Genomic DNA, 23,451 nt, shown 5'->3' on the forward strand with positions numbered 1-23,451 from the left:
CAGGCCTGACAGTTGAATCGCCGCACTCGTTAGGAAGCCGACGTTTATCCCCCACCGGTGGGGTAAGTGCCTCGGTGCGGATGGAGCCGTCGGGTCCCGTGTGAGGCGGTAGTGACTACACACGGTTAAACCGTTTCGGCGACACAGCGCTCCCCGCATTGGCACGACTGCCGCCGAAAGGGACTTTCGCATGCGTGTTCTCGGTATCAACGCGTTGTTCCACGACCCCTCGGCCTGTCTCGTGGTCGACGGCAAGCTGGTGGCAGCGGCCGAGGAGGAGCGTTTCTCCCGGCGCAAGCACGGCAAGCGCCCGCTTCCGTTCTCCGCGTGGGAGCTGCCCGAGCAGGCCGCCACGTGGTGCCTGGCCCAGGCCGGACTGCGCCCGAGCGACGTCGATCTGGTCGGTTACTCCTACGACCCGGCGCTCGCCGAGCCGGCCGACGCGCTCGGCCTGAACGACCCCTGGGACCACCTGCGCCAGATGTACGCGCGCGAGGCCCCTGGCTTCCTGGCCGAGGCGCTCCCCGGCCTCGACCCGGCGAAAGTCCAGTTTGTCCAGCATCACGTGGCACATGCCGCTTCGGCCGCTTATGCCGCGCCGAATTCGGCGACCGGGTCGGTGTTGGTGCTCGACGGGCGCGGTGAGGCTACGTCGCACCTGGCGGGGCAGCGGGTCGGCAACGAGCTGCGGACGCTTGCGTCCCAGCGGCTCCCCCACTCGCTCGGTTTGTTCTACGAAGACCTCACGGCGCACCTGGGCTTCCTCCGCTCGTCGGACGAGTACAAGGTGATGGCGCTGGCCTCCTACGGCTCGCCGCGGATGGCTGCTGAACTGCGGCGGCGCGTGTACTCCACGGAGGACGGCGGGTTCCGGACCAGCGGCATCGACTGGACCGAGTTCTGCCCGCCGCGTGGCGCCGACGAGGCCTGGACGTCCGCTCACGCCGACGTCGCCGCCTCCGCCCAGCTCGTACTCGAGGACACGCTGCTCGACCTGGTCCGCTGGCTGCACGGCCAGACCGGCGACGAGCTGCTCACGATGGCCGGTGGCACCGCGCTCAACTGTGTCGCGAACTCCCGGATCGTCCGGGAAGGACCGTTCTCTCGGGTCTGGGTGCAGCCCGCCGCCGGGGACGCCGGTACCGCGCTGGGTGCCGCGGTTTACCTCTCCGCGATGCACGGCGCCGACCCCGAGCCGATGGCCGGTGCCGACCTCGGGCGCGGCTGGTCGGATGCCGAGCTCGAAGCGTGGCTCAAGACGGCGGCGGTGCCCTACGAGCGGCCCGACGACGTCGCCGACGCGGTGGCCGCCGCGCTCGCGCAGAACCAGATCGTGGCGTGGTTCCAGGGCCGTGCGGAGTTCGGCCCCCGGGCTCTCGGACATCGATCGCTGCTGGCACACCCCGGCCACTCCGGCAACCTCGAACGCCTCAACGACGTCAAAGGCCGTGAGCAGTTCCGCCCGGTAGCCCCGATGGTGCTCGCCGAACGCGCCCCCGACATCTTCACCAGCGGCCCGTTCCCCAGCCCGTACATGCTGTTCGTGCACGACACCAAGCCCGAGTGGCGCGACCGGATCCCCGCTGTCGTGCACGTCGACGGCACCGCGCGGATCCAGACCGTCGACTCGACAGTGGAGCCGGTCGTCGCCGCGATGCTGCGCGGGTTCGAGCGCCGTACCGGGCTGCCCGTCGTGGTCAACACGAGCCTCAACACCGCCGGCCGACCGATGGTCGACGACCCGCGCGACGCGCTCGAATGCTTCGGCTCCGCGCCCGTCGACCTGCTCGCGCTCGGCCCGTTCGTCGTCCGCCGCGAGGCGCTGTTCCGGCGCGGGGACGGCCGATGACCTGGTCAGCCGTCATTCCCACCATCGGGCGTCCGTCGCTGGCCGCATGTCTTGCGGCTCTGGCCGACGGCGTCCGGGCCGGCGGCCCGTCACCGGCTGAGGTCATTGTGATCGACGACAGGCCGCTGACCGAGTGTGGGCGGTTGCCCGTCGACGTGCCGCCCGAGCTCCACGTCCGCGTCGAGTACGGCTGCGGCAACGGCCCAGCAGCCGCCCGCAACCTGGGCTGGCGCTCCGCGACCACCCCCTGGGTCGCCTTCCTGGACGACGACGTCATCCCGACCCCCACCTGGACCACCGACCTGGCGGCGGACCTGTCCCGAGCCGACGCCGCCACCGGGGCGGTGGCGGGGCTGATCGTGGTGCCGTTGCCGGGAGGGCGGCGGCCTACTGATGCGGAGCGGAATACCGCGGGGCTGGCGGAGTCGAAGTGGATCACGGCGGACATCGCGTACCGGAAAGCGGCGCTCGAGGCCGTCGGCGGGTTCGACGAGCGGTTCCGGCGCGCGTTCCGCGAGGACGCTGATCTCGCGCTGCGGGTGCAGGACGCCGGGTGGTCGCTCGTCACCGGGCAACGTGTCACCACGCATCCGGTCCGACCGGAGGGCCCACTCGCCTCCGTCCGCGCCCAGGCGGGCAACGCCGACGACGTCCTCATGACGCGCCTGCACGGCCCCACCTGGTGGGACCGTGCCGAGGCCCCCCGAGGCCGCTTCACCCGCCACACCGTCCTCACAGTCGCCGCCACCACCGCCCTGGGCCTGGCGACTGCCGCAGCCCTGCCGTCTCGCCGCCGACGCCGCGCGACCACCCGGCTCGCGTCCGGCGCGTCGAGGGGGCACGCCGGGCGTGGGGCGGGGTTCCGGTGGGGTGCCGGGATCGCGGCCGCGGTGTGGGCGGCGGGAACCGCGGAGTTCGCGCTCGCGCGGATCGCGCCGGGCCCGCGCACCCGCCGAGAGGTCGCCACGATGGTCGCGACCAGCATCCTCATCCCGCCCACCGCCGTGGCCCACCACGTCCGAGGCAGGTGGCACCACCGCAACCCGACCCCCTGGTCCGGCATCCCCGCGGCCGGCGGGTCACACGACCGCACCGCCACGGACCCCGCGGCCGGCGGGCCGGCTCCCGGCGCCCGCGCGGCTGGTGAGTCAGCGGCCAGCGGGTCAGCCGCCGATGCGGCGGAGGTGGCACGGTGATCGCCGTACCGCGCGCGTCGGCGTCCGCGCCCGAGGCGTGGCTGTACGTGAACCCGGAGCACACCCCGCGCCCGCGCGGCACGGGCAACGCACCACGGCTCGTGCTGTTCGACCGCGACGGCACCCTCACCGTCGACGACCCGCCGTACAACGGCGACCCCGCCAACGTGCAACTACGCCCCACCGCCCGCGAGGCCCTCGACGTCCTCCGCGCGCACGACGTCAGCATCGGCGTGGTCAGCAACCAGTCCGGCGTCGGCCGAGGCAGGTTGAACCGCAACCACGTCGAAGCAGTCGCCGACCGCATCGAGCAACTGCTCGGAACCTTCGACGCCTGGGTCTTCTGCCCCCACCTCCCCACCGCCGGCTGCGCGTGCCGCAAACCCGCCCCCGGCATGGTGCTCGCCGCCACCGACGCCCTCGGGGTCCCCCCGCACGAAACCGCGCTCATCGGCGACATCGGCGCCGACATCGGCGCCGCAACAGCCGCCGGAGCCACGAGCGTCCTCGTGCCGACCCCCGTCACCCGCGCCGAGGAGATCGCGACCGCCCCCACCGTCGCTCCCGACCTCCTCACCGCCGTGAACTCCCTGCTCCGCCGGCACGAGGCGGTCGCATGAGGACGCTGATCGTCCGCCTCGACAGCGCCGGCGACGTGCTCCTGGCCGGTCCGGCCGTCCGAGCCGCCGCCGCGTCCTCGAGTCACGTCACGTTCCTGTGCGGCCCCCAGGGCGCGGCCGCCGCCCGCCTGCTGCCGGGCGTCGATCGGGTGATCGTCTGGGAAGCACCCTGGGTCGGGCTCGAACCACCCCCGGTTCGCCCGGCCGACATCGAAACGCTCGTCGAGGCGCTCGCCGTGGAGTACGTCGACAAGGCGCTGGTCCTCACCAGCTTCCACCAGAGCCCGCTGCCCACGGCGCTCGTCCTCCGGCTGGCCGGTATCGGCTGGATCGGCGCCGACAGCGTCGACTACCCCGGCTCGCTCCTGGACCTGCGCCACCAGCGCGCACCCCACCGTCACGAGGCGGACGCCGCGCTCGACCTGGCGCAGGCCGCGGGGTTCGCGCTCCGCGCCGACGACACCGGTGGCCTGGCAATCCTGCCTCCCCCGGACGTCACGGCGCTCACTGGCTCGACGCCGTACGTCGTCGTGCACCCCGGAGCCGCGGTGCCCGCACGGGCGCCGAGCCTGGACACCGCCGTCGAACTGACCACCGCACTGCAGGAACGCCACCGCGTGCTGCTGACCGGCGGCCCCGACGAGACCGCGCTGACCGCCGCGATCGCCCGCCGCACCGGCGCCGAGGACCTCGGTGGCCGCACCGGTCTGCACGGCCTGGCCGGGATCCTGGCCGGTGCCGACGCAGTGGTGGTCGGCAACACCGGCCCGGCCCACCTGGCGGCCGCGGTCGGAACGCCGGTCGTCTCGCTGTTCGCGCCCGTCGTTCCAGCGGAGCGCTGGGCGCCGTACGGCGTTCCCTCGGTGTTGCTCGGGGACCAGCACGCACTCTGTGCGGAGACGCGTGCGCGGACGTGTCCGGTGCCGGGTCATCCGTGTTTGTCGTCGATACGCGGTACGGACGTGGCAACCGCCGTCGACTCGCTCGTCGCCGGGGTCAAGCAGCGGCCCACCACCCCTCTGACCACCCGGGAGGTGATCGCGTGAACATCCTGCTCTGGCACGTGCACGGATCGTGGACCACCGCGTTCGTCCACGGCCCCCACCGCTACCTGCTGCCCGTGACGCCCGATCGCGGGCCCGACGGCCTCGGCCGCGCCCGCACCTGGGACTGGCCGGAGTCAGCCGTCGAAGTGACCCCCGAACAACTGCGCGAAACCGATGTCGACGTCGTCGTGCTGCAGCGCCCGCACGAGGCGGCACTGGCCCGGGAGTGGCTGGGACGCGACGTTCCCGCGATCTACCTGGAGCACAACGCGCCGGGTACGGACGGCACAGGCACCGGCGGTGTTCCCGAGACCCGGCACCCGATGGCCGACGCCGGCCTGCCGATCGTCCACGTGACGCACTTCAACAGGTTGTTCTGGGACTCGGGCACGAGCCGGACGACAGTGATCGAACACGGCATCGTGGACCCGGGTCACCTGTACACCGGCACGATCGAGCGGGCAGCCGTCGTGGTCAACGACCCGGTCCGGCGGGGGCGCTGGACGGGTACCGACCTGCTCCCGGGGCTGGCCGACGTCGTCCCGCTGGACGTGTTCGGCATGCGTGCCGAACAGCTCTCGCTGGAGAACGTCCGCACGTTCGACCTGCCACAGTCCGAACTGCACGACGCGATGGCCGCGCGCCGCTGCTACGTGCACCCGATCCGCTGGACGTCGCTGGGGCTGTCGCTGCTCGAGGCCATGCACCTCGGGGTGCCGGTGGTCGCGCTGGCCACCACCGAGGTGGTCCGCGCCGTGCCCCCGGGCGCCGGCGTCATCTCCACGGACCCCGCCGAGCTGGCGGTGGCCGCGCGCCGTTACCTCGACGACCCGGACCTGGCCGCCGCCCACGGCGCCGCGGCCCGGCAGGCGGCCCTCGACCGCTACGGACTCAAACGATTCCTCGACGACTGGGACGCGCTGCTGACCGAGGTGGCCGCATGAGGATCTCGCTGGTCTCCGAACACGCCAGTCCGCTCGCGGTGCTCGGTGACGTCGACGCCGGTGGGCAGAACGTGCACGTGGCGAGCCTGGCGACCGGCCTGGCCGCCCGCGGTCACGAGGTGACCGTCCACACGCGCCGCGACGACGCCTCGCTTCCGGCGACAGTGCCGTTCGGCGCCGGTGTGACGGTGCACCACGTCGACGCCGGGCCGCCGACGTCGGTGCCGAAGGACGATCTGCTGCCGTTCATGACGACGTTCGGTGAGGAGCTCGCCGCCTACTGGCGGGCCGAACGCCCGGACGTCGTGCACGCGCACTTCTGGATGTCGGGGCTGGCGTCGCTCGGCGGTGCCCGGCACCTCGACGGGCACCCCGTACCGGTGCTGCAGACGTTCCACGCACTCGGGTCGGTGAAGCAGCGCCACCAGGGCGCCGACGACACCAGCCCGGAGGGCCGGATCTCCGTCGAGCGGACGATCGCGCGCAGCGTCCACCGCATCATCGCGACCTGCACGGACGAAGTGCGGGAGCTGCGGGCGATGGACGTGCCGACGGACCGGATCCGGGTGGTGCCGTGCGGTGTGGACATGGAGATGTTCTCGCCGTCGGGCGCGGTGGAGGCGCGGGGATCCCGGCCGCGACTGCTCCAGGTGGGCCGGTTGGTGCCGCGGAAGGGCGCGGACATCGCGCTGCGCGCGCTGCTGTCGATTCCGGACGCGGAGCTGCTGCTCGCCGGTGGGCCGGACCTGGACGCGGTGGGCGCTGACCCCGAGGCGCAGCGGCTGCTGGCACTCGCCGAGTCGCTGGGGGTCGCGGACCGGTTGGTGCTGCTCGGGGGCGTCGACCGCGACCGGATGCCCGCACTGTTCCGCAGCGCCGACGTCGTGTTGTGCCCGCCGCGGTACGAGCCGTTCGGGATCGTGCCGCTCGAGGCCATGGCGTGTGCCCGGCCGGTCGTGGCGAGTGCGGTGGGTGGGCACCTGGACACGGTCGCCGACGGACGCACCGGGTACCTGGTGCCGCCGGAGAATCCCGAGGCGCTGGCCCGGGCCGTGACGTCGCTGCTGGACTCGCCGTCGACGCGGGAGGCGTTCGGCGCCGCGGGTCGGCGTCGGGTCGAATCCCGGTACGGATGGGACCGCGTCGCCGCGGCCACCGAGGTCGCCTACCGCGACCTGGTCTGGCCGACCCCCCGCCGCATCCCACCCCTCCGCCGCCACAAGCCCCCCACGACCTCTTCCCCCGGCACCGCCTCCCCCACCACCTCCGCGCCACCCCGCACCGGCGCGACCGCCGCCGGAGCCACCGCTTCCGGCGCGAGCGCTTCCGCGGCGTCCCGGAACGGGGCGACGGGCAGCGCGTCGACCGCCACCGCGACAGGAGCAGCACGATGACCTCTCAGCTCGACCGGCCCGCTTACGCCGGTCTCGACCGCGCCGTGGCGCACTGCGTCGCTCTCGAGGAGACGCTCGTCCGGCTCCGCACGACCCAGTTGCCGCTCCTGAACGCGTGGGGCGCGACCCTCGCCGACCAGCTCTCGGCCGGGTCGCGGCTCCTCGCCGCCGGCAACGGCGGCAGCGCGGCCCAGGCCCAGCACCTCACCGCCGAGCTCGTCGGCCGCTACCAGGACGAGCGGCCGGCGTACTCGGCGATCGCCCTGCACGCCGAAACCTCGACCCTCACCGCGATCGGCAACGACTACGGTTTCGAGGAGCTGTTCGCCCGTCAGGTAGCGGCCCACGGCCGCCCCGGGGACGTCCTCGTCACGATGTCGACGTCCGGCAGCAGCCGGAACCTGCTCCGCGCCGCCGAAGTGGCGCAGGAACTCGGCATCACGGTGTGGGCCATGACCGGCCCGCAGCCCAACCCGTTGGCGGCCGCGGCCGACGCGGCACTGTGCGTCGAGGCCGACCGCACCGCGACCGTGCAGGAAGCCCACCTCGTCGCGCTCCACCTCGTCTGCGCGGCCTTCGACGCGGCCCTGACCCGCCAACGGCTCACCGCATGACCCGCCCCCACCCCCGAGCGACCCCGTTCCCCCCGGCCCCAGCCCGCGCGAACGGGACCGGTGGGCGCCCCGGCCAAGCGGGCCCGGAAACGCGGGCTCTAGCTCACGCGAACGGGACCGGTAGGCGCCCCGGCCAAGCGGGCCCCGAAGCGCGGGCTCCGGCACGCGCGAACGGGACCGGTGGGCGCCCCGGCGAAGCGGGCCCGGAAGCGCGGGCTCCGGCACGCGCGAGCGGGACCGGTTCGGGTCGTCGGGAGGTGATCGTGTGACGGGGCCGATCGTCGTGGTCGGGGATGCGTTGCTCGATCGGGATCTCGACGGGGACGCGACCCGACTCGCGCCGGATGCGCCAGTGCCGGTCGTGGACCTGACCGGCGAGCGTGCCCGCCCGGGAGGCGCCGCGCTCGCCGCGTGCCTCGCGGCCGAGCGGACCTCGCGCGAGGTCGTGCTCGTGACCGCGATCGGCTCGGGCCCGGACGCGGACACGTTGCGCGCCCTGCTGGAGGGGCGCGTGCGACTGGTCGAGCTCCCGCTCCGCGGCACCCTGCCGGTGAAGACCCGCGTCCGCGCGGGCGGCCGCCCCCTGCTCCGGGTCGACCGGGGCGACGGCATCCCGCAGCCGTCCGACACCGACCTGGGCGCCCTGTTCCACAGCGCCGCCGCCATCCTCGTAGCCGACTACGGCCGAGGCGTAGCAACCGTCCTCCGCCCCGCCCTCGCAGCGGCCGCCACCGGGCCGGTGGATGGTGCGTCGGGTGGACGCGTGGCTGGTGAGTCGTCGGCGGTGGGGCGGGCGGTGCCCGTGGTGTGGGATCCGCATCCTCGGGGGCAGGAGCCGGTGGCCGGGGCTCGGCTGGTGACGCCGAACTCGGCGGAAGCCGGGGGGGCGAGCGCTGCGGACCTGGCGGTTCGGTGGGGCGCGTCCAATGTGGCGGTCACGATGGGGTCGCGGGGCGCGATGCTGAGTCGTGGCTCGGCGTCGCCGATGCTCGTGCCGGCGCCGTTCGCGGCCTCGGGTGACCCGTGCGGTGCCGGCGACTGCTTCTCCGCGACCGTCACGGTCGCCCTCGCCGACGGCGCGCTCCCCGAAGAAGCCGTGGCCCGCGCCGTAGCCGCCGCCTCCGCCTTCGTCGACGCCGGCGGCGCCGCCGCTTGGCCTCCCATCGCCGCGGGGACCCGCGCCACGGATCCCGACGGGGCGCGGCCCGACGGCGCGGGGCACCACAGCGCGGGGCACCACAGCGCGGGGCCCCACAGCGCGGGGGCGCGTGGAGGGAGCCACGGGGTGGCGGAGGCTCGGGGGCTGGTGGAGCGGGTGCAGGCTCGGGGTGGGACGGTCGTGGCCACCGGAGGGTGCTTCGACCTGCTGCACGCGGGGCACGTCGGGCTGCTCGAAGCGGCCCGGCGCACCGGGGACTGCCTGATCGTGTGCCTCAACTCCGACGCCTCGGTGACCCGCCTCAAAGGGCCCGGCAGGCCACTGAACACCGCCGCCGACCGCGCCCGCGTTCTCGCCGGACTGGCCAGCGTCGACGCGGTCGTCGTGTTCGACGAGGACACCCCCGAGCGTGTCCTCGAACAGCTGCGCCCCGACCGCTGGGTCAAGGGCGGCGACTACACGGTCGAGTCCCTGCCCGAGGCAGCGGTAGTGCGCTCCTGGGGCGGCGAGGCCGTCGTCCTGCCGTACCTCGACGGCCACTCCACCACGAACATCGTCAACCGAGCCACCACCGGAGCCACCCGATGACCGCCCCCGACGCCCAGCCGCCCACGGCCCAGCCGGCCACGGGGGCACGCGCGTCCGGGGCCGCGGGCACGCGGCCGCGGGTGGTGGTGTTGCGGGCGTTGGGACTGGGAGATCTGCTGACCGTGGTGCCGGCGCTGCGGGGGTTGCGGCGGGCTTACCCGGAGCACGAGATCGTGCTCGCAGCGCCCGCGCGGTTCGCGGACGTGGTCGCGGCGATCGACGCGGTCGATCGGCTGTTGCCGACGGTGGCGCCAGCCCGCGAGGTGCCGACCTCGCTCGACTGGGAGGGTCCACCGCCGGAGGTGGCAGTGGACCTGCACGGCAACGGCCCCCTGAGCCACGACCTGCTCGACACCCTGCGCCCGGGACACATCATCAGCTGGGCACACCCCGGCCACGACGGCCCGACCTGGCGCGAAGACGAGCACGAGCGGGTGCGGTGGTGCCGCCTGCTGCGGTGGCACGGGATCACCGCCGATCCCGACGACGTCCGGCTCGACGTGGTGTGCCCACCGGGCCCGGGCGCCGTGCTCCTCCATCCCGGCGCCGACGCGGCCTCCCGCCGCTGGCCGCCTGACCGCTTCGCCGCGGTGGCCCGCGCCCTGTCCGCCGCCGGTCTCCCCGTTCTGATCACCGCCGGCCACGGCGAACGCGCCCTGGCCGAGTCAGTAGCCACCCTGGCCGGCCTACCCCCGGAAACCGTGGTGGGGGGCAGCCCCACCAGAGCCCACCCCACGGCCGACGGCGCCGTCGGTGCCGCCGCGGCCGGCGACGGCAAGGCCGACGACGGGAAGGCGGACGCGAGCGGTGGGGACGTGCCGTTCGGGGTGCTTGCTCGTCGGATCGCCGGAGCGCGAGCGGTGGTCGTGGGCGACACCGGGATCGCGCACCTCGCCAGCGCGGTCGGCACCCCCTCGGTGGTCCTGTTCGGACCGGTCTCCCCCGCCCTCTGGGGACCCCCGGAACACTCACGGCACCGAGTGATCTGGCACCCCGATGACCCGACCGTCCTGCGCCCGGGCGACGCCCACGGCACCACCCCGGACGCCCGCTTGCTCCGCGTCGATGTGAAAGACGTGCTCGAGGAACTGGATGCACTCGGCATCCCGACCGAACCGGCGCTGAGCGGGGCCGCGCAGTGACCGCAACCGGCATCGTGCTGATCACCCGCAATCGGCGGGAACGCACCCTGCAGACGCTCGACCGACTGACCGCCCTGCCGCAGCACCCACCGATCGTCGTGGTCGACAACGCCTCCACCGACGGCACCGCGGACGCCGTGCACCAGCGCCACCCCCACGTGCACACCGTGCGAAGCCAGCGCAACCACGGCGCCACCGCCCGCACGCTCGGCGCACAACTGCTGCGCACCCCGTACGTGGCGTTCAGCGACGACGACTCGTGGTGGGCACCGGAAGCGATACCGACAGCGGAACGCCACTTCAGCCGGAGCCCCCGGCTCGGGCTGATCGCCGCGCGCACCCTGGTGGGCCCCGAGAACGCCGATGACCCGCTCAACGAGGTGCTCGCCACCTCACCGCTCGGCCGGGCCGCAGACCTGCCGGGGCCGTCCGTGCTGGGCTTCCTGGCGTGCGCGAGCATCCTGCGCCGCACCGCGTTCCTCGAGGCCGGCGGCTTCTCGGAGATCCTGCACTTCGGAGCGGAGGAGACCCTGCTCGCGATGGACCTCAACGCGGCCGGCTGGGGCGTGGCGTACTGCGCCGACGTGGTCGCGCACCACCACCCCGACACCGGCGTACGTCCCGGCCGCGAGGTGCGGCTGCGGCGCAACGCCCTGCTCACCACCTGGCTGCGCCGGCCGTGGCCGGTCGTGGCCGCGGACACCGCGGCACTCGCCCGCTCCGCCCGCGACGATCCGGGTGCGCTGCGCGCGCTCGCCGCCGCAGCTGTGAAACTGCCCACCGCCGTACTGGACCGCCGACGCCTTCCGGGCCGCGTCGAGAAGGACCTGACGCTTCTCTGAGGAGACGAAATGTTCGACGACCGCGTCACGGTCGCCGTGATCACCCACAACCGACGCGACGAACTGCTGCACACGCTCGATCAACTGGCGGCGCTGCCGGAGCTGCCGCGGGTGATCGTGGTGGACAACGCGTCCACGGACGGCACCGCCGAGGCCGTTCGACACAACTACCCCGCCGTCCGGCTGATCGAGCCGGGGCGGAACCTCGGAGCGACCGGCCGGAACCTGGCCGCCCGCGAGGTCACCACGCCGTACCTCGCGTTCTGCGACGACGACACCTGGTGGGAGCCGAAGTCGCTGGCCGGTGCCGCCGACCTGCTCGACGCGAACCCGATGGTCGCGGCCGTGACCGCGCGGATCCTCGTCCACGAGGTCGGTCGGGAGCCGTTCGAGGACCCGATCGTGGCGGAGCTGCGCGACTCGCCGGTGCCGCGGCCGGACTGGCTCCCGGGACCGGCGCTCGGGTCGTTCCTGGCGGGGGCGACGGTCGTGCGTCTCGAGCCGTTCCGTGCGGCCGGCGGGTTCTCGACCCGGCTGTGGCTCGGGGGCGAGGAGGAGCTGCTGGCCGTCGACCTGGCCGCCGAGGGCTGGTGGCTGGTGTACGCGGAGGACCTGACGATCCACCACCGTCCCTCGCCCGCGCGGGACGCCACGCTGCGGCGTCGGCACGGGATCCGCAACACGCTGTGGTTCACGTGGCTGCGGCGACCGGTGGGCAGGGCGGTGCGACGCAGTGTGTTCCTCGCGACCACAGTGCCGCGAGACCGGACCTCGTTGCTCGCGTTCGCCGAGGCAGCGGCGGGGTTGCCGTGGGTGCTGAGAGAACGGCGCCCGGCGCCGGACCGGGTGGAACGCGGCCTGCGCGCGTTGGAAGCACCCCAGCGCGAGTCGGGAGCGCGCTCCTATGTCGGCTGAACCGTCGGCGCTCGGCGCGGGCGCTCCCCGCGCCGGCAAGGTGCTCGTCACCGGCTGGTACAGCTTCCTGCACGGCGAAGCGACGTCCGGCGACGTCCTGGCCGGCGACGCCGTGACAGCCACCCTCGACTCACTGGGCCGGACCTACGACGTCGTCTGGTCACCGGGCTTCCGACCGGGCGCGCTGCACTGGGAGGACACGATCCCGCAGGACTACGACACCGTCGTGTTCGCCTGCGGCCCCCTCCACAGCAACCCACCCGCCCCCCTGCTCGACCTGCACGAACGCTTCGCGCACTGTCGCCGGATCGCGGTCGGGGTGTCCGTCCCGGATCCCTCGGACCCTGCCGTGACCGGCTTCGACGTCGTGCTCTCCCGGGATGGGGCCGGGAGCGAGCCGGTGGCCGACCTCGCGTTGGCTGCCCCGGAGCCGGACGCCGTACCCGTAGTCGGTGTGATCCTCACCGACGGTCAGCACGAGTACGGCGTCCGGCGGCGGCACGGCGCGGTCACCGAGGCGCTCACCGGCTGGCTGCACGGCCTCGACGTGGCCCGGCTCCCTCTCGACACCCGCCTGGACACCCGCGACTGGCGTCTGGCCGCCACGCCTGGCCAGCTCCGCTCGGTGCTGAACCGCCTGGACGTGATCGTCACGACCCGTCTGCACGGCCTGGTGCTCGGTCTGCAGGCGGGCGTGCCGGTCCTGGCCGTGGACCCGGTCGACGGTGGCGCCAAGGTGACCGCGCAAGCACAGGCGCTCGACTGGCCCGCCATCCTCCCCGCCGACGGCCTGGACGCCCTACCGACGTGGTGGAACTGGTGCCGCTCCCCCACCGGCCGCGCCCGCGCCCGCCACGGCCACACCCCCGACGAGCTGGTCAAGGGGTTGATCACGGCCCTGCACGGGGTAGCCCCACCGGCATGACACGGGTGCTCGCGATCACTGCCGGCTCGCACAGCGTCGGCATTGCGCTGTTCGACGGCGAAGACGAACTGGCGGCGGAGACCCTCGACGTCGACCCCGGTGACGCCTCGGACGCGCTGCGCGCGTTCCTCGAAAGGCTTCCGGCGCAGCCGGAAGCGGTAGGCCATCGGCTGGTGCACGGTGGCGGCCTGGTGGCCGTTCCCACGGAGATCGACGACACTCTGGCCGACGCGTTGAGCGAGGTGGCCGACCTGGCACCGCAGCACGACCCACCGGCGCTGGCGCTGCTCGCCGCGGCACGGAAGGCGCTGCCCGACGTACCGCACTACGTGTGCCCGGACACCCGGTTCCACGCGGGGCTCCCGCCCGCAGCCGCGATGCTGCCGCTGCCGGCGGAGTGGCGGGAGCGGTGGGGTCTGCACCGGTACGGATTCCACGGGTTGTCGTACGCGTGGGCTACGCGGCGGGCGTCCTCGCTCTTGGGGGTACCGTCACCCAACCTCGTGATCGCGCACCTCGGCGGCGGCGGGTCGGTGTGTGCGGTCGCCGGTGGGCGGAGCGTCGACACGACGATGGGGATGACGCCACTGGACGGCATCCCGATGAGCAAGCGGTCGGGGGCGGTGGATCCGGGGCTGTTGCTGTGGTTGCTCGATGGGCGGTTGTCGCTGGACGAGCTGAGCGAGGGGCTGCAGAAACGTTCTGGGCTGCTGGGGATGTCGGGTGGGCTGTCTGCCGATACGCGTGAGCTGGTGAAAACGGCAGAACCCGCCGCGGCGGCCGCGCTCGACGCGTATGCCCACGCTGTCCGCCGGGCCATCGGGGCCATGGCGATGTCGCTGCCCCACCTGGACGGGCTCGTGTTCACCGGCGAGATCGGCTGGGACCAGCCCGAGGTCCGAGCCGCGGTCTGCGCCGAGTTGGCGATCCTGGGGATCCACCCGGTCGGCGAAGACGCCGTCGATCAGGACGGGTTGATCTCACACGACGGCGTCCCGGTGTTGGTCGTCGAAACAAACGAAGAGCGCCAGATCGGAATCGAGGTGAGCGCTGCACGTTCCGGACCCGGATAGGGGCACAGAACGTGCAGCGCTCGAACCACTACGCCGGCGGGACGTCCGACGCCATCACCGCGTCGGCCCGCTCCCACGCCCGGTGCATGCCCAGCGCGGTCACCAGCCCGGCCGTGAACTCCTTGTCGGGCGAGTCACCCAGGAGCACACCCGGCCCGGGCGCGATTCCTGCCCCGGCCAGCACCTTCGCGCCGTCGCCCCAGGCACCGATCGCCTTGGAGTGACGGAACGCCTCGAGCAGCAGGATCCGCGCCTTGATGTCGCCGGCATCCGGCGTCTCAGCCACGCCGGAGGCCACGACGACCGCGTCGAACTCGATCGAACGGGCGGTCAGGAACGTCCGCTCGACGATCTCGTCCTTCAGGTTGCCGCCGTGCGGAGCGATCACGCGCACCACCGCACCGAGGCCCTCCAGGGCCTTCCGCAGCTTCTTGACCCCGGAGATGTCGGCACCCGGGCCGGCCACGACACCGATGATCCGCCCGGTGATCGGGCCCGGCTCAGCCGGGATCTGCGACAGCGCCGGGGACACGGCACCGTGCGGAACCGGCTCACCCTTGGGCGCGGGCAGCCCGAGCCCGGCCGCGACCGCCTCGCACAGCGCGGTGTCGATCTTGGCCAGTACCTCGAGCTCGCGCTCCTTGATCGCCTGCTCGTAGCACTTGCCCAGCTCGAACGTGAACGCCTCGATGATGTGCACCTGCTCGACCGGCGTCAGCGAGTGGTAGAACAGCGCCGCCTGGCTGAAGTGGTCGTCGAACGACGACGGGTTCTCCCGCACGGCGTTCCCCGAGATGGCGCGGGGCACCTCGACGTACCCGTCGGTGGTGAACGGACCGCCGCCGTCGACCGAGTTCGGCAGGTACGGCGCCAGCCCCCGGTGCACGGCGGTCTGGTGCATGCCGTCCCGCAGGTTGTCGTTGACCGGCGCGTGCGGCCGGTTGATCGGCAGCTGCGGGAAGTTCGGGCCACCCAGCCGGGTCAGCTGCGTGTCCAGGTACGAGAACAACCGGCCCTGCAGCAGCGGGTCGTTCGTCACGTGGATGCCCGGAACCAGGTTGCCGAGGTGGAACGCGACCTGCTCGGTCTCGGCGAAGTAGTTCGTGGGGTTCCGGTTGAGCGTCAGCTTGCCGACGAGCTGCACCGGGGCGAGCTCCTCGGGGACGATCTTCGTCGGGTCGAGCAGGTCGATGCCCTCGAACGTCTCGTCCTCGGTGTCGGGGAACAGCTGCAGACCCAGCTCGTACTCGAAGAACGCTCCGTTCTCGATCGAGTCGGCCATGTCGCGGCGGTGGAAGTCCGGATCGACACCGGCCGCGATCTGCGCCTCCTCCCAGACCAGCGAGTGCACACCGGCGATCGGCTTCCAGTGGAACTTCGCCAGGCACGTCTCGCCGTCGCCGTTCTCCAACCGGAACGTGTGGACGCCGAAGCCCTCCATCGTCCGGTACGAACGCGGGATGCCCCGGTCCGACATGTTCCAGAACACGTGGTGGGTGGCCTCGGTGTGCAGCGACACGAAGTCCCAGAACGTGTCGTGCGCCGACTGGGCCTGCGGGATCTCGCGGTCCGGGTGCGGCTTGCCGGCGTGGATGATGTCCGGGAACTTGATCGCGTCCTGGATGAAGAACACCGGGATGTTGTTGCCGACGAGGTCGAACGTCCCCTCGTCGGTGTAGAACTTCACCGCGAAGCCGCGGGTGTCACGCACGGTGTCAGCGGACCCGCGTGAGCCCAGAACCGTGGAGAACCGCACGAAGACGTCGGTCTCCTTGCCCTTCTCGGCGAGGAACCCGGCCTTCGTGGCGGTCGCCGCGCTGCCGTAGGACACGAACGTGCCGTGGGCCGCCGCGCCGCGGGCGTGCACGACACGCTCCGGGATGCGCTCGTGGTCGAAGTGGGTGATCTTCTCGCGCAGGTGGTGGTCCTCAAGCAGGGACGGGCCCCGCCGACCGGCCTTGAGCGAGTGGTCGGTGTCCGAGAGCCGCAGGCCCTGGGCGGTGGTGAGGTGGTCTCCCGCCTGAGCGCGGGGATCTCCGCCGAGCAGCCCTTCGCGCTCGGTGCGGCCGGTGGGGCTCACTGTCTTCGGCGCGCCTTGGTCAGGTTGGCGTTCGGCAGGCATCCGTGGCTTCTCCTTCGCGTCCCTGTAGTTGACGGCGTCCGGATGCCCCGATTGGTCCCCTTCAAACAGCCAGATTTGAACGTGTCAAGCGCCGGTTCGTGGGCATCCGAGCGACATGGTGAGCATCGGATACTTCCTGTCTTGCGAGGAGTTCGGCCCGCGCGAGCTGGTCGATCAGGCCCGTCGCGCCGAGCAGGCGGGATTCACCCGCCTCTGGATCTCCGACCACTTCCACCCGTGGAACGGCGAGCAGGGCAACAGCCCGTTCGTCTGGTCGGTGATCGGTGCGCTCTCGGAGGCCGTCTCGCTGCCGGTGACCACGGCCGTCACCTGCCCGACCGTGCGGATCCACCCGGCGATCATCGCCCAGGCCGCGGCCACGGCCGCGGTGCAGCTGCAGGGCCGTTTCGTGCTCGGCGTCGGTTCGGGCGAAGCCCTCAACGAACACATCCTGGGCGACGCCTGGCCGCCGGCCCCCGTGCGTCAGGACATGCTCGAAGAGGCGATCGCGCTCATCCGTGAGCTGCACACCGGGAACCTCGTGACGCACCACGGCGAGCACTACGTCGTCGAGAACGCCCGGATCTACACACTCCCCTCGGAATCCGTGCCGATCTACGTCTCGGCATTCGGCGAGAAGGCGGCAAAGTTGGCCGCGGAGATCGGCGACGGGTTCTGCACGACGCAGCCCGACGCCGCACTGGTCGAGGCATACCGGAAGGCCGGCGGCAAGGGCCCGACCCAGGGCGGCATGAAGGTCTGTTACGCGCCGGACCGCGCGTCGGCCGTCACGACCGTGCACCGGCTCTGGCCCAACGAGCAGCTTCCCGGACAGCTCGCTCAGGAACTGGCCACACCCCTCCTCTTCGAGCAGGCGTCCGAGCTGATCACCGAGGACATCATCGACTCCTCGCCCCTGCCCCTCGGCCCCGACCTGGACCAGCACGCCAAGTCCGTGCAGGAGTACGTCGACGCGGGCTTCGACGAGGTGTACGTCCAGCAGATCGGCCCGGATCAGGAGGCGTTCTTCGCCGCCTGGCAGAAAGAGGTCCTACCCCGGTTCTCCTGAACTCCGCTGCCCTGGAAACCGCGCGTAGATCGTCATGACCTTGCGCAGGCCCCGGCGTTCGTAGAAGCGCTCCGCTCCGACGTTGCCCTCGACGACGTCGAGCATCAGATCGCGGACGCCGCGGGCCTCCAGTTCGGCGTCGACCCGGTCGGCGAGCACCGTACCGAGGCCGGAGCCGCGCCAGCCAGGGGCGATCGACAGTGACTGCAGGTGCGCGATGATCCGTTCAGCGCCGCCGAGCAGGATTGTCGGTTCCACCGACGAAGTATGTCCCGGGAGGCACCCCGACCGTGCGGTGCAGTGCGCCAGGAGATCGGGCCCGGAAAAGTTAACGACGACTCTCGACAGAGGGGTGTGGGCCGCGTCACGATGCCTGAGCCACTTCCTCCGAGCGCGTGAGGTGTTGCCCGTGTACCCAGGAGCCTATGTCGCCTCCTCCCCCGACAAGCCGGCCGTCGTCATGGAGGACGACAGCGAGATCCTGACCTACGCCCAGCTGGAAGAACGCTCCGTCCGCCTGGCCAACGCCTTCCGGGACGCCGGTGTGCAGCGCGGCGACGTGGTGGCGCTGCTGACCGAGAACAGCCCCCGTGTCTTCGAGGTGTACTGGGCCTGTTTACGGTCCGGGCTGTACCTGACGGCGGTGAACTGGCATCTCGCCAAGCCCGAGGTCGAGTACATCCTGGCGGACTGCGGCGCGTCGGCGCTGGTCGTTTCCGAGGGGCTGTTGGCGCTGGTCGAGGGCGACTTTCCCGCGTTGCACACCCGGATCCAGATCGGCGGTGCGACGCAGGACGGCTTCCAGGACTACGAGGAGCTCCTCGCAGCTTCGTCGCCGGAACCGCCGGCCGACCAGCCGCGGGGCGGCGACATGCTCTACTCGTCGGGCACCACGGGGCGGCCGAAGGGCATCAAGCCCCACCTGCCCGAACGTCAGGTGCACGAGCCCGGCGACCCCTACGTCGGGGTGTTCGGCCCCCTCTACGGCTTCAACGAGAATTCGACCTACCTCTCCCCCGCGCCGCTCTACCACGCGGCGCCGCTGCGTTTCGGCATGGTCGTGACGTCGCTCGGCGGCACTGTCGTCGTCATGCCGTCCTTCGACGCCGAGCGCGCCGTGCGGGCCATCGCGCACCACCGGGTGACGCACAGCCAGTGGGTGCCGACGCACTTCGTCCGGATGCTGCGCCTGCCGGTGTCGGTGCGCGGCGGCTTCGACCTGAGTTCGCACAAGACCGCGATCCACGCCGCCGCGCCGTGCCCCGTCGAGGTGAAGCGGCAGATGATCGAGTGGTGGGGGCCGATCCTCGAGGAGTACTACGCGTCCACCGAGGGGGCCGGGGGCACGTTCATCGGGTCGGAGGAGTGGCTGAAGCACCCCGGGTCGGTGGGCAAGCCGATGATCGGCATTCCGCGCATCTGTGACGACGCGGGGGCGGAGGTGCCGACCGGCACGCCCGGGCTCATCTTCTTCGAGCGCGACGACCTGCCGTTCGTCTACCACAACGCACCGGAGAAGACCCGCAGCGCACAGCACCCCGAGCATCCGACGTGGACGACGGTCGGCGACGTCGGCTACCTCGATGACCAGGGATATTTGTTCCTGAGCGACCGCAAGGCTTTCACAATCATCTCCGGCGGCGTGAACATCTACCCGCAGGAGATCGAGGACGCGCTGCTCCAGCACCCTGCGGTGCTGGACGTGGCCGTGATCGGGGTGCCTGACCCGGAGTTCGGCGAGTCGGTGCTAGCGGTGGTGCAGCTAGTGGCGTCGGCGTCGCCCGACGACGACACCCGGTCGTCGATCGCGGAGTTCGCCCGCGAACAACTCGCCGGCTTCAAGGTCCCCCGCCGCATCGAGTTCACCGACGCCCTCCCGAGAACCCCCACGGGCAAACTCGTGAAGGGCAAACTCCGCGAGCAATACGCCTAGCTTTGGCATGAACCTGGAGCCCGCCCAGGGCGGCGCTGCCAGTCGAGCGCGGACCCGCCGCGTATAGGTAATACTCAAGGGTCCGCGCTCGCCTGGCAGCGTCGTTCTGGGCGGGCCGCCCCCTAAACGGTGAGGTTGACGGAGGCTTCGGTGGTCTGGACTACGAAGGTGAGGGACTCCTGGAAGTACAGCTCGATGCTGGTGGCGTCGTGTGACAGGTAGCCGATCGAGACGTCTTGGCCGAGGTAGAGCTCGTAGTCGCCACCGCGCGTGGACAGCACCACCGCGCCGTCGATCGCCGGCGCCCAGATGATCTCGCCATCGCGCAGCACACGGGCGATGTGCTCGTGGATCGGGTAGCCGTGGTCGGCGGTCTCGGCGACCGCGGTGTACGCCTCGGCCGAGAGCAACAGGCTGTACGGTCCGTCCACACCGGTCAGGCGTAGCGCCGTGATCGCCTGCGCGACCGCGTTCGGGTACTCGCGGACGTCGTCCGGCAGCACGATCGTGGAGTTCGAGCTGCCCGGCCGCAGCCCGGTGATACCCGCCGCCGCGTACCCGTCGAGAATCGCGCGGTCCTCCGCGAACGCCAGCGCCTTTGCCGCGTCCTTCACCGGCTGCCAGTCCGAGTTCTTCGCGCCGCGTTCGACGTCGTCCACAGCCTGTCGATCCACGACGAACGGAACGCGGAACTCGACGATCGGCTGCACGACCCGGGCGCGAGCCAGCACCCCCTCCGCGGGCGCCGCGAGGTCACTCAGGTGGCCGGTACCGACGGCCGAGAGTTCCTCCCCGGACGGCCCGAGCACGTCGACGACACGGCGGGCGGCGAGGTGGCGGGTGAACGTGCGCTTGGCTTCGGTCTCGATGTCGGCCCAGGCGGCGTCGGAGATCGGGGCGAGCTCGCGGTACAGGTTGTTCACGGTGCGGTGCTCCTCTTGAGACTGCCGATGCGTAGCGAGTGTTCGTCGGTCGAAACCGGTGCGGGCGCCTCCGGCGGGTCGTCCATCATGTCGGCGCTGGGGACGAAGAACAGGCCGCCGGTGACCGCGGTGGAGAACTCGAGAATCCGGTCGGTGACGCCCAGCGGACTGCCGAGGAACATGTTCCGCAGCATCTGCTCGGTGACCGACGGCGTCTTGGCGTAGCCGATGAAGTAGGTGCCGAACTCGTTGTCCGCGACCGAGCCGAACGGCATGTTGTCGCGGACGATCTGCAGCTCGTTGCCGTCCTCGTCCTCGATCGTGGTGAGCGCGACGTGTGAGTTCGCCGGTTTCACGTCGTCGGCGAGCTCCATGTCGTCGAGCTTCGTGCGACCGATGACCTTCTCCTGCGCCTCGACGGTCAGCGCGTTCCAGGCGTCGATGTCGTGCAGGTATTTCTGCACGATCACGTAGCTGCCGCCGGCGAAGTCGGGGTCCTCGTCGCCGATCGCGGCGGCTGTGATCGCGGACGCGCCGGTCGGGTTCTCGGTGCCGTCGACGAAGCCCATCAGGTCGCGCTGGTCGAAGTAGCGGAAGCCGACGGTCTGGTCTTCCACGGTCGCGGCTCCGTCGAGTCGCCGCATCAGGTGGGTGGCGAGCTCGAAGCACAGGTCCATGCGGCGGGCGCGGATGTGGAACAGCAGGTCGCCGGGGGTGGACGGGGCCGTGTGCTTCCCGGACAGCGCACGGAACGGATGCAGCTCCGCTGGGCGCGGGCCCCCGAACAGGCGGTCCCAGGCGTCGGAGCCGATCCCCGTGACGACACTCAGGTCGCCCTCGGGCGCGCGGAACCCCACCGAGCGGCCGATGCCCGCGATGTCGGGGATGAGGTCGCGCACCGTGTCCTCGCCGCCCTCGTGGATCACGACGACGAGGAAGATCGCCGCTTCGGTGAGCGGCGTCAGCACCGGCTGCGACTCCATGCCCCCCATCCTGCCGCTAACGCAAGCAAACGCATCGGTCGGGTGCTGTGATTCCTAGAGACTCGACAGCTTGTCCGGGTTGGCGACGTTGTGGATCGCGGCGATCCGGTCGGTGTCGTCGAGGTCGAGGGTGAGCGTCGCGATCACGCGGTCGGCGGCTCGGAACACGATGCCGGCCGCGCCGTTGAGCTCGACGATCTCCGCGGCCATGTCGGCCGGGTCGACCCCTTCGTACGGGCGGGTCGCGACGCCGGCGAACCAGGCCGCGACCCGCTCCGCGCCCACCACCGGGCGCATCGCCTGGCGTACCTTGCCGCCGCCGTCGGTCCAGAGCGTGACGTCGGGCGCGAGCAGGTCGAGCAGTGCGTTCAGGTCGCCGCCGGTCGCGGCGGCGAAGAAGCGTTCGGTGACCTCGCGGTGGCGGGCGCGGGTTGCCGGGAACCGAGGCCTTCGAGCACTCACGTGTTCGCGGGCGCGGTGGGCGGCCTGGCGCACGGTGTCGGCGGACCGGTCGACGGCCGCGGCGATCTCCGCGTGCGTGAAGCCGAACGCCTCGTGCAACACGAACACCGCCCGCTCGAGCGGGGTGAGGTTCTCCAGCACCATCAACAGCGCGATCGAGACGTCGTCCGCGGTGTCCTCGGTCGTCACGATGGGCTCCGGCAGCCACGGGCCGACGTAGGTCTCGCGCCGTGCGCTCCTCAATCGGTCCATGGCCAGGTTCGTCACGATCCGCACCAGGTAGGCACGAGGATCGGCGACCTTGGATCGGTCGGCCGCCGACCACTTCACCCAGGTGTCCTGCACCGCATCCTCGGCGTCGACGGCGCTGCCGAGGATGCGGTAGGCCACCGAGAAGAGCAGGTTCCGGTGGTCGTCGAAGACCGTCATCGGGTGTGCCGACCTCCCCGGCGCCAGCCGAGCATCGCTATGCCCGGGGACGTGTACGTGCGGCCGAACGTGGGCCAGGGGGCGGCGCTCACGGTTTCCTTGTACCACCGGGCGGCGCGGCCGGTGAGGGCCAGCCGCTTCGGGGTGTCATCCGGGTAGGTGAATTGGACGACCGCGTCGTTGCGGCCGAGGCTGATCGGGGCGTGGAGGTAGCCGAAGCGGAACGGTTTCGGCGTCTTGCCCTCCAGCTCGCGCGCGACGGAGGCCGCCGCGTGCACGCCGGTGGGCATGCCGCTCTGGCAGGTGCCGTGCAGGGTGCCGAAGGTCTGGCGCACGGCCGCCGCGTCTCCCACCGCATAGATCTCGGGGTGCGAGACCGAGCGGAGGGTGTCGTCGGTGACGATGCGGTTCGTGTCGTCGACGTCGAGGCCGGCTTTCGCGGCGAGCGGGGAGACGCGGACGCCGCTGGTCCAGAGCACGAGATCCGCGGCCACCGTCTCGCCGCTCTCGGTTCGCACCCCACCCGGCTGCACGGCAACGGCGCTTCCCGCGTGGACGTCGACACCGAGCCGAGCAAGGGCTTGCGCGACGTGGTTCCGCGCTTTCGCCCCCAGCGTGACGCCCGGCGCGTCCCGCCCGAGCAGCGTGACGCGCAGCGAGGGATACCGCTCAGCAATCTCCGCCGCCGCCTCCACCCCGGTGAGCCCACTCCCACAAACCACAACCCGCCCCGGGGCCCCATCCACCGTGCCGCTGCGGGTGGCGAGGCTGGCCAGGCGGGTGGCGAAGGAGGTGGCGGAGTCGAAGGTGTCCAGGGTGTCGGCGTGGTCGGCAGCGCCGGGAACCGCGTCGGTGTCGGCCACCGCGCCCAGTGCGTACACGAGCGTGTCGTACGACAGTTCGCGCTCATCGTCGATGCGTACGATACGACCGACCGCGTCCAGGCCGGTCACCCAACCCTGCACGAACGCCACGCCCGTGCCGTCGAGCAGGTCGGGGATCCGCAGGTCGGCAACCTGCTGACCGGACGCGACCTGATGCAGCCGCAACCGCTCGGTGAACCGGTCACTCGCGCTGACCACGGTGACGCGCGCGTCGTCCCGCTGGCGCAGCCGACCAGCGAGACTCACCGCCGCCGCCAACCCCGCATACCCCGCCCCGAGCACCACGATCTCGCTCATCGTCTCTCGCCTTCCCGTCGAACGGACTGACGAGCACGAGAC

Annotated in this window: 21 protein-coding genes; 15 read left to right on the plus strand and 6 right to left on the minus strand. The window is 72.0% G+C overall.

All coding sequences use genetic code 11. The annotated features are described in order from the left end of the window. Positions 1-190 precede the first annotated feature (190 nt). From ACGFY5_RS35070 to ACGFY5_RS35130, 13 genes are all read left to right on the plus strand, one after another. Positions 191-1,849 (plus strand): carbamoyltransferase, encoded by a 1,659-nt coding sequence (locus tag ACGFY5_RS35070; protein WP_392727062.1) that lies wholly within the window; start codon positions 191-193, stop codon positions 1,847-1,849. Further along, entirely contained in the window at positions 1,846-3,045 is a 1,200-nt protein-coding gene (locus tag ACGFY5_RS35075) for a glycosyltransferase family 2 protein (protein ID WP_392727064.1), read from the plus strand. The genes ACGFY5_RS35070 and ACGFY5_RS35075 overlap by 4 nt, the downstream gene beginning before the upstream one ends. Continuing rightward, complete coding sequence (locus tag ACGFY5_RS35080) at positions 3,042-3,665, plus strand: D-glycero-alpha-D-manno-heptose-1,7-bisphosphate 7-phosphatase (RefSeq protein ID WP_392727065.1); 624 nt, start codon at positions 3,042-3,044, stop codon at positions 3,663-3,665. The genes ACGFY5_RS35075 and ACGFY5_RS35080 overlap by 4 nt, the downstream gene beginning before the upstream one ends. After that, positions 3,662-4,711, plus strand: coding sequence for a glycosyltransferase family 9 protein (locus tag ACGFY5_RS35085; protein ID WP_392727068.1), 1,050 nt, complete (start codon positions 3,662-3,664; stop codon positions 4,709-4,711). Before ACGFY5_RS35080 ends, ACGFY5_RS35085 begins: the two co-directional genes overlap by 4 nt. After that, a complete protein-coding gene (locus ACGFY5_RS35090; RefSeq protein ID WP_392727071.1) occupies positions 4,708-5,655 on the plus strand; it encodes a glycosyltransferase in 948 nt (315 codons plus the stop codon). The genes ACGFY5_RS35085 and ACGFY5_RS35090 overlap by 4 nt, the downstream gene beginning before the upstream one ends. After that, the gene (locus ACGFY5_RS35095) at positions 5,652-7,049 is read left to right on the plus strand and encodes a glycosyltransferase (RefSeq protein WP_392727073.1); all 1,398 of its coding nucleotides are present in this window, start codon (positions 5,652-5,654) and stop codon (positions 7,047-7,049) included. Before ACGFY5_RS35090 ends, ACGFY5_RS35095 begins: the two co-directional genes overlap by 4 nt. After that, positions 7,046-7,663: an SIS domain-containing protein gene (locus ACGFY5_RS35100; protein WP_392727076.1), complete on the plus strand. Its 618-nt coding sequence runs from the start codon at positions 7,046-7,048 to the stop codon at positions 7,661-7,663. The genes ACGFY5_RS35095 and ACGFY5_RS35100 overlap by 4 nt, the downstream gene beginning before the upstream one ends. 265 nt (positions 7,664-7,928) lie before the next feature. After that, positions 7,929-9,410 (plus strand): D-glycero-beta-D-manno-heptose 1-phosphate adenylyltransferase, encoded by a 1,482-nt coding sequence (rfaE2, locus tag ACGFY5_RS35105; protein WP_392727078.1) that lies wholly within the window; start codon positions 7,929-7,931, stop codon positions 9,408-9,410. Further along, positions 9,407-10,552 (plus strand): glycosyltransferase family 9 protein, encoded by a 1,146-nt coding sequence (locus tag ACGFY5_RS35110; protein ID WP_392727080.1) that lies wholly within the window; start codon positions 9,407-9,409, stop codon positions 10,550-10,552. Before rfaE2 ends, ACGFY5_RS35110 begins: the two co-directional genes overlap by 4 nt. Next, complete coding sequence (locus tag ACGFY5_RS35115; protein WP_392727081.1) at positions 10,549-11,394, plus strand: glycosyltransferase family 2 protein; 846 nt, start codon at positions 10,549-10,551, stop codon at positions 11,392-11,394. The genes ACGFY5_RS35110 and ACGFY5_RS35115 overlap by 4 nt, the downstream gene beginning before the upstream one ends. 9 nt (positions 11,395-11,403) lie before the next feature. Continuing rightward, a complete protein-coding gene (locus ACGFY5_RS35120; protein WP_392727083.1) occupies positions 11,404-12,309 on the plus strand; it encodes a glycosyltransferase family 2 protein in 906 nt (301 codons plus the stop codon). After that, positions 12,299-13,234, plus strand: a complete 936-nt coding sequence (locus tag ACGFY5_RS35125) for a polysaccharide pyruvyl transferase family protein (protein ID WP_392727084.1) — start codon at positions 12,299-12,301, stop codon at positions 13,232-13,234. Before ACGFY5_RS35120 ends, ACGFY5_RS35125 begins: the two co-directional genes overlap by 11 nt. Further along, the gene (locus tag ACGFY5_RS35130) at positions 13,231-14,307 is read left to right on the plus strand and encodes an acetate kinase (RefSeq protein WP_392727086.1); all 1,077 of its coding nucleotides are present in this window, start codon (positions 13,231-13,233) and stop codon (positions 14,305-14,307) included. Before ACGFY5_RS35125 ends, ACGFY5_RS35130 begins: the two co-directional genes overlap by 4 nt. A 28-nt stretch (positions 14,308-14,335) precedes the next feature. Here the strand turns inward: ACGFY5_RS35130 and ACGFY5_RS35135 are convergent, their stop codons facing one another. After that, positions 14,336-16,429: a catalase gene (locus ACGFY5_RS35135; RefSeq protein ID WP_392727088.1), complete on the minus strand. Its 2,094-nt coding sequence runs from the start codon at positions 16,427-16,429 to the stop codon at positions 14,336-14,338. A gap of 115 nt (positions 16,430-16,544) precedes the next feature. Here ACGFY5_RS35135 and ACGFY5_RS35140 point away from each other — a divergent pair, with 115 nt between their 5' ends. After that, positions 16,545-17,498 carry a TIGR03557 family F420-dependent LLM class oxidoreductase gene (locus ACGFY5_RS35140; protein ID WP_392727090.1) on the plus strand — a complete coding sequence of 318 codons (954 nt, stop codon included), beginning with the start codon at positions 16,545-16,547 and terminating at the stop codon, positions 17,496-17,498. Here ACGFY5_RS35140 and ACGFY5_RS35145 read toward each other — a convergent pair. After that, a complete protein-coding gene (locus ACGFY5_RS35145) occupies positions 17,481-17,756 on the minus strand; it encodes a GNAT family N-acetyltransferase (RefSeq protein ID WP_392727092.1) in 276 nt (91 codons plus the stop codon). The genes ACGFY5_RS35140 and ACGFY5_RS35145 overlap by 18 nt on opposite strands. Before the next feature lie 151 nt (positions 17,757-17,907). Here ACGFY5_RS35145 and ACGFY5_RS35150 point away from each other — a divergent pair, with 151 nt between their 5' ends. Beyond that, positions 17,908-19,431: an acyl-CoA synthetase gene (locus tag ACGFY5_RS35150; protein ID WP_392727094.1), complete on the plus strand. Its 1,524-nt coding sequence runs from the start codon at positions 17,908-17,910 to the stop codon at positions 19,429-19,431. 122 nt (positions 19,432-19,553) lie between these two features. Here ACGFY5_RS35150 and ACGFY5_RS35155 read toward each other — a convergent pair whose 3' ends face one another. Genes ACGFY5_RS35155 through ACGFY5_RS35170 form a run of 4 tightly spaced genes read right to left on the minus strand, consistent with a single transcriptional unit; the run spans position 19,554 to position 23,409 of the window. Further along, positions 19,554-20,354, minus strand: coding sequence for a family 1 encapsulin nanocompartment shell protein (locus tag ACGFY5_RS35155; protein ID WP_392727096.1), 801 nt, complete (start codon positions 20,352-20,354; stop codon positions 19,554-19,556). Continuing rightward, a complete protein-coding gene (locus tag ACGFY5_RS35160; protein WP_392727098.1) occupies positions 20,351-21,346 on the minus strand; it encodes a Dyp-type peroxidase in 996 nt (331 codons plus the stop codon). Before ACGFY5_RS35160 ends, ACGFY5_RS35155 begins: the two co-directional genes overlap by 4 nt. A 45-nt stretch (positions 21,347-21,391) precedes the next feature. Continuing rightward, positions 21,392-22,228, minus strand: a complete 837-nt coding sequence (locus ACGFY5_RS35165; RefSeq protein WP_392727100.1) for an RNA polymerase sigma-70 factor — start codon at positions 22,226-22,228, stop codon at positions 21,392-21,394. Continuing rightward, complete coding sequence (locus ACGFY5_RS35170; RefSeq protein WP_392727103.1) at positions 22,225-23,409, minus strand: NAD(P)/FAD-dependent oxidoreductase; 1,185 nt, start codon at positions 23,407-23,409, stop codon at positions 22,225-22,227. Before ACGFY5_RS35170 ends, ACGFY5_RS35165 begins: the two co-directional genes overlap by 4 nt. Between the last annotated feature and the right edge of the window lie 42 nt (positions 23,410-23,451).

It is taken from the genome of Cryptosporangium sp. NPDC048952 (assembly GCF_043197895.1).
Taxonomy (GTDB): Bacteria; Actinomycetota; Actinomycetes; order Mycobacteriales; family Cryptosporangiaceae; genus Cryptosporangium.

Bases quoted from the DNA above. Each gene is read 5' to 3' on its own strand.
- ACGFY5_RS35120 (WP_392727083.1), top strand. From the start codon at position 11,404: ATGTTCGACGACCGCGTCACGGTCGCCGTGATCACCCACAACCGACGC.
- ACGFY5_RS35170 (WP_392727103.1), bottom strand. From the start codon at position 23,409: ATGAGCGAGATCGTGGTGCTCGGGGCGGGGTATGCGGGGTTGGCGGCG.
- ACGFY5_RS35140 (WP_392727090.1), top strand. From the start codon at position 16,545: ATGGTGAGCATCGGATACTTCCTGTCTTGCGAGGAGTTCGGCCCGCGC.
- ACGFY5_RS35070 (WP_392727062.1), top strand. From the start codon at position 191: ATGCGTGTTCTCGGTATCAACGCGTTGTTCCACGACCCCTCGGCCTGT.
- ACGFY5_RS35095 (WP_392727073.1), top strand. From the start codon at position 5,652: ATGAGGATCTCGCTGGTCTCCGAACACGCCAGTCCGCTCGCGGTGCTC.
- ACGFY5_RS35075 (WP_392727064.1), top strand. From the start codon at position 1,846: ATGACCTGGTCAGCCGTCATTCCCACCATCGGGCGTCCGTCGCTGGCC.
- ACGFY5_RS35130 (WP_392727086.1), top strand. From the start codon at position 13,231: ATGACACGGGTGCTCGCGATCACTGCCGGCTCGCACAGCGTCGGCATT.
- ACGFY5_RS35135 (WP_392727088.1), bottom strand. From the start codon at position 16,429: ATGCCTGCCGAACGCCAACCTGACCAAGGCGCGCCGAAGACAGTGAGC.
- ACGFY5_RS35110 (WP_392727080.1), top strand. From the start codon at position 9,407: ATGACCGCCCCCGACGCCCAGCCGCCCACGGCCCAGCCGGCCACGGGG.
- ACGFY5_RS35085 (WP_392727068.1), top strand. From the start codon at position 3,662: ATGAGGACGCTGATCGTCCGCCTCGACAGCGCCGGCGACGTGCTCCTG.
- ACGFY5_RS35100 (WP_392727076.1), top strand. From the start codon at position 7,046: ATGACCTCTCAGCTCGACCGGCCCGCTTACGCCGGTCTCGACCGCGCC.
- ACGFY5_RS35160 (WP_392727098.1), bottom strand. From the start codon at position 21,346: ATGGGGGGCATGGAGTCGCAGCCGGTGCTGACGCCGCTCACCGAAGCG.
- ACGFY5_RS35165 (WP_392727100.1), bottom strand. From the start codon at position 22,228: ATGACGGTCTTCGACGACCACCGGAACCTGCTCTTCTCGGTGGCCTAC.
- ACGFY5_RS35125 (WP_392727084.1), top strand. From the start codon at position 12,299: ATGTCGGCTGAACCGTCGGCGCTCGGCGCGGGCGCTCCCCGCGCCGGC.